Consider the following 4185-nt stretch of genomic DNA (forward strand, 5'->3'; position numbering starts at 1 on the left):
GTATCTCGCTTGATCCGATTAACGGCAGCAAACCGAACAACTTTAGCGAAACGGTAAGAAAATGGCGATTAATTTTGACAAAGCCTTAGGGGTCCACGAGCAAGCACTGTTTTTGCGGCAGAAGCGCAATGAAGTGTTGGCTGCAAATATTGCCAACGCCGACACCCCTGGCTACAAGGCCCAAGACATTGACTTTCGCACGGCGCTATCGAATTCAGCTGCAGCGGGAGATCAGCCAATGTTGTCGCTTAAAGTGACCAACGCAGGCCACCAGCACCGCGCCGACGGCAGTGCCGATGCGCTGTCAGCCTCATTAAAATATCGCCAGCCATACCAGCCTTCTCTGGACGGCAATACCGTTGAAACCCATATCGAACAGGCCGAGTTTGCCGATAACTCCATGCGTTATCAGGCAACCTTACAATTTTTAGGTAGCCGCTTAAGCGGGCTTAAATCTGTCCTTCAGGGAGGCCGATAAATCATGGCTAATCCACTCGACATCGCCGCGTCAGCAATGAACGCGCAAATGATGCGGCTCAATACCGTGGCCAGCAATATGGCCAATGCCGATTCGGTAGCGGGTAGTGAAGAAGAAGCCTACCGCTCGCGGCAAACCGTGTTTGCCACCGTGCTAGATCAACAGCGCGAAGTGGCGGGGGTTGCTGTGACCGGTGTTGTTGAAAGTAACGCGCCAGTAATGAAACGTTACGAACCGGGTCATCCCCAGGCAGACATCGATGGGTATATCTATTCGTCGAACGTCAATACCGTGGAAGAAATGGCCAATATGATGTCGGCTTCGCGCTCTTTCCAGAATAACGCCGAAGTTTTCTCTACCACCAAAACCCTGATGCTGCGCACCCTGCAGCTTGGCCAGCAGTAGGAGTCTGAATAATGGAAGTGCGCACACTAGAACAGCTGCAAATGCAGACCGCCACCAGTAAAGCCAAAAAAGATGCCTCGTCTCTTGATCAAGATGATTTTATGACCTTGATGCTTCAGCAGCTCAAAGCGCAGGACCCTTTTAAGCCGACGGACAACACCGAGTTTATTAGCCAAATGGCACAGCTAACTTCGGTGAGTGGCATCAGCGAAATGAACGAAAACCTCAGTGCGCTAACGGGCTCGCTGTATTCGGCGCAGCTCCTCGACTCTTCGTCGCTGATTGGCAAAGACGTGCTAGTGGAGTCCAGTATTGCTTCGCTACCTAGGTCCGGCAGCGTCCGCGGTCAGGTGGAATTGCCCACCAGTACTCGGGCCTTGGATATCGATATTTTATCGCCCAGTGGTGAAGTCATTGCCAAGGTGCCAATGGGGCCTCAGGCCGCAGGGGCCAGCAGCTTTGAATGGGATGGCATTGGTCTTAAAGGCGAACGTATGCCACCGGGCAACTACGAAATTCGCGCCAATTATTTAAATGGAAATAAAGTTGAAGCCCTCACTACTGAGATGCGCAGTCCGGTTATTAGCGTGAGTGTGCCAGTGGGCGGTGGCAGCCCGCAGGTCCAAGTGCAGGGCATAGGTACGGTGAGCCTGTCACAAATCAAAGAGATTAGCTGAGTTGCAATTGCGCTATTCAGACAATGACAAAACTACATTCTTAGTAGGAGTTACAATATGAGCTTTAATACCGCACTTAGTGGCTTGAACGCAGCGCAATCGCATTTGGATGTGACCGCGCACAATATCGCCAACGTTAATACGACGGGTTTTAAAGGCTCGCGTACTGCCTTTGCCGATGTCTATGCAACGTCAAATAATGACGTGACCAAAACCACGCCCGGCGCCGGTGTTCGGGTAAACGCAATCACCCAGCAGTTCTCCCAAGGCAATGTCGACTTTACCGGCAATAATCTGGACTTGGCGGTCAGTGGTGAGGGCTTCTTTACCCTCAAAGGCAGCGGTGGAGTTACCTATACGCGCGCTGGCGCCTTCAGTGTCGACGCGCAAGGCTATGTGGTGAACACGCAAAGTGATCGTCTACAAGTATTTGCCCCCACCGGAAACGGTGATTTCTCCACCGGTGCCCTAAATGACCTGAAGCTTGAGGTGAATGAAAACGCTCCCCAAGCAACAGTGCGGGGTCTGGTTGGCGTGAACCTGCCAGGCAATGCCCCAGTGCCAACGGTAACACCGTTTGATCCAACCTTACCCGGCAGCTATAACCACGCCACCTCAATGACGATATACGACTCGCTGGGCACCCAGCACACCGCGACGATGTATTTTGTGCGCGACGCGGCGGCCAATACCTGGAATCAACAGCTCTATGTAGACAACAACGCAGTGGGCGGGGCAAACACCCTTTCGTTTAGTAATGCAGGGGTTTTGCAAACACCGGCCAATGGCCTTGTAACCTACCCAGCCTACGATCCCGGTACCGGAGCCGCTGACCTAGATTTGTCCTTCGATTTTAATGCCACTACCCAGTACGGGCCGGAGTTTGGTGTAAACAACCTCAAGCAAGACGGTTTTACCACCGGCCGACTGACGGGTATTGAAGTTGGGCCATCGGGGGTGGTATCTGCCCGTTATACCAACGGCCAGGCAACACAGCTCGGCAAAATAGCGATGGCGAGTTTTACCAATCCCAATGGCTTGCAGCAGCAGGGCGACACCTCTTGGGCCGAAACCTTCTCCTCAGGCAGTCCGCGAGTGGGTGAGGCGGGTACGTCTAACTTCGGTTTATTGCAATCGGGCGCGCTAGAAGGCTCTAACGTTGATTTGACTGAACAGCTAGTGGAAATGATTACCGCCCAGCGTAATTTCCAAGCCAATGCGCAGATGATCTCAACTGCTGACCAAGTAACCCAAGCGATCATCAATATTCGCTAATTGACGGCGGCCTAGGCCGCCATTAAATCGGAGTTGTTATGGACAGATTACTGTATCTCGGCATGACGGGTGCAAAGAACACCCAGCTCGCTCAAACCACTAACGCCAATAATTTGGCGAACGTGAGCACGGCAGGCTTTCGTGGCGATTTTCAGAATATTCTGTCTCAGCAGGTTGAAGGCCCGGGTATGGCGACGCGCTTTAACTCGGTATATCAGGGCGAGACGTCTGATTTTTCAGTGGGTTCGATTATGGCCACTGGCCGTCAGTTAGATGTTGCTATACGCGGTGACAAGGGCTGGTTTGTGGTAACCGCGCCAGACGGCAGCGAAGCCTATAGCCGCCGTGGCGACTTCCATATTACCAGTGACGGCATGCTGCTAAACGGCGCCGGGCAACCGGTAATGGGTGACGGCGGCCCGGTCGCGATTCCCGAGCATGAAAGCCTAATGATTGGCGAAGACGGCACGGTTTCTATTGTACCGCTGGGGCAGGGCGCTGAGTCGCTGTCGACAGTCGATCGCATTCGCTTGGTCGACGCGGCGCCCAATCAACTGCAAAAAGGTGAAGATGGGCTAATGCGCATGCGCGACGGCGGCAGCGCGCCAACGTCGTCGGCAATCCGTATTAGTTCAGGTAATTTAGAAGCATCAAACGTGAACAGTGTCGATGCCATGGTGACGATGATCGCACTGGCGCGGCAATTTGAAATGCAAGTTAAAACCATGAGTGCGGCAGAAACGGTTGCTGAAACTGGCAGCCGCTTAATGCGCATGGAATAACGAGGAGTTATTTATGAATTCATCACTATGGGTCGCTAAAACCGGTCTCGATGCCCAACAAACCCGGATGCAAGTCGTAAGTAACAACCTTGCAAACGCCAATACCACTGGCTTTAAAAAAGACCGCGCGTCCTTTGAAGATTTGCTCTATCAAAACATGCGTCAGGTCGGCGGCCAGACGTCGCAACAAACCCGTTCACCCAGTGGTATGCACGTGGGTACCGGGGTACGGGTCGTGTCGACCGAGAAAATACACCAGCAGGGCACCTTGAACCAGACCAGCAACTCTTTAGATGTTGCCATTGAAGGCAAGGGCTTCTTCCAGATTCAAATGCCCGACGGCAGCATCGCCTACACCCGCGACGGCTCCTTTCAGCTCGATGATCAGGGTCAGATTGTGACCAATACCGGCAATGTGGTCGACCCCGGTATGACCGTGCCCCAGGGCACCTTGAGTATCAGCATCGGTTCAGACGGTGTAGTCAGTGCGGTATTGGCGGGCAGTGCCGCGCCGGTGCAAGTCGGTAGTTTTCAGCTCGCTGACTTTGTAAATCCATCAGGCCTGCAA

6 protein-coding genes are annotated in these 4185 nt (G+C 53.2%); all 6 read left to right on the plus strand.

From position 1 onward, the window contains the following. The first annotated feature begins 61 nt into the window (after positions 1 to 61). Entirely contained in the window at positions 62 to 478 is a 417-nt protein-coding gene (flgB, locus tag ABYT30_RS16400; RefSeq protein WP_373097535.1) for a flagellar basal body rod protein FlgB, read from the plus strand. 3 nt (positions 479 to 481) lie between these two features. Further along, positions 482 to 883, plus strand: a complete 402-nt coding sequence (flgC, locus tag ABYT30_RS16405; protein ID WP_373077213.1) for a flagellar basal body rod protein FlgC — start codon at positions 482 to 484, stop codon at positions 881 to 883. 11 nt (positions 884 to 894) lie between these two features. Further along, complete coding sequence (locus ABYT30_RS16410) at positions 895 to 1560, plus strand: flagellar hook assembly protein FlgD (protein ID WP_373097536.1); 666 nt, start codon at positions 895 to 897, stop codon at positions 1558 to 1560. A 57-nt stretch (positions 1561 to 1617) separates the two neighbouring features. Next, the gene (flgE, locus tag ABYT30_RS16415) at positions 1618 to 2835 is read left to right on the plus strand and encodes a flagellar hook protein FlgE (RefSeq protein WP_373077209.1); all 1218 of its coding nucleotides are present in this window, start codon (positions 1618 to 1620) and stop codon (positions 2833 to 2835) included. A gap of 38 nt (positions 2836 to 2873) precedes the next feature. Beyond that, positions 2874 to 3617, plus strand: coding sequence for a flagellar basal body rod protein FlgF (locus ABYT30_RS16420; RefSeq protein WP_373097538.1), 744 nt, complete (start codon positions 2874 to 2876; stop codon positions 3615 to 3617). A 13-nt stretch (positions 3618 to 3630) separates the two neighbouring features. Beyond that, a partial coding sequence (gene flgG, locus ABYT30_RS16425) for a flagellar basal-body rod protein FlgG (protein ID WP_373097539.1) occupies positions 3631 to 4185 on the plus strand: 555 nt, incomplete at its 3' end.

This window comes from Zhongshania sp. (assembly GCF_041623545.1).
In the GTDB taxonomy this organism is placed as follows: Bacteria; Pseudomonadota; Gammaproteobacteria; order Pseudomonadales; family Spongiibacteraceae; genus Spongiibacter.

Excerpts from the sequence above, each read along its gene's own strand:
- flgB (WP_373097535.1), top strand. The coding sequence starts at position 62 with ATGGCGATTAATTTTGACAAAGCCTTAGGGGTCCACGAGCAAGCACTG.
- flgC (WP_373077213.1), top strand. The coding sequence starts at position 482 with ATGGCTAATCCACTCGACATCGCCGCGTCAGCAATGAACGCGCAAATG.
- ABYT30_RS16410 (WP_373097536.1), top strand. The coding sequence starts at position 895 with ATGGAAGTGCGCACACTAGAACAGCTGCAAATGCAGACCGCCACCAGT.
- flgE (WP_373077209.1), top strand. The coding sequence starts at position 1,618 with ATGAGCTTTAATACCGCACTTAGTGGCTTGAACGCAGCGCAATCGCAT.
- ABYT30_RS16420 (WP_373097538.1), top strand. The coding sequence starts at position 2,874 with ATGGACAGATTACTGTATCTCGGCATGACGGGTGCAAAGAACACCCAG.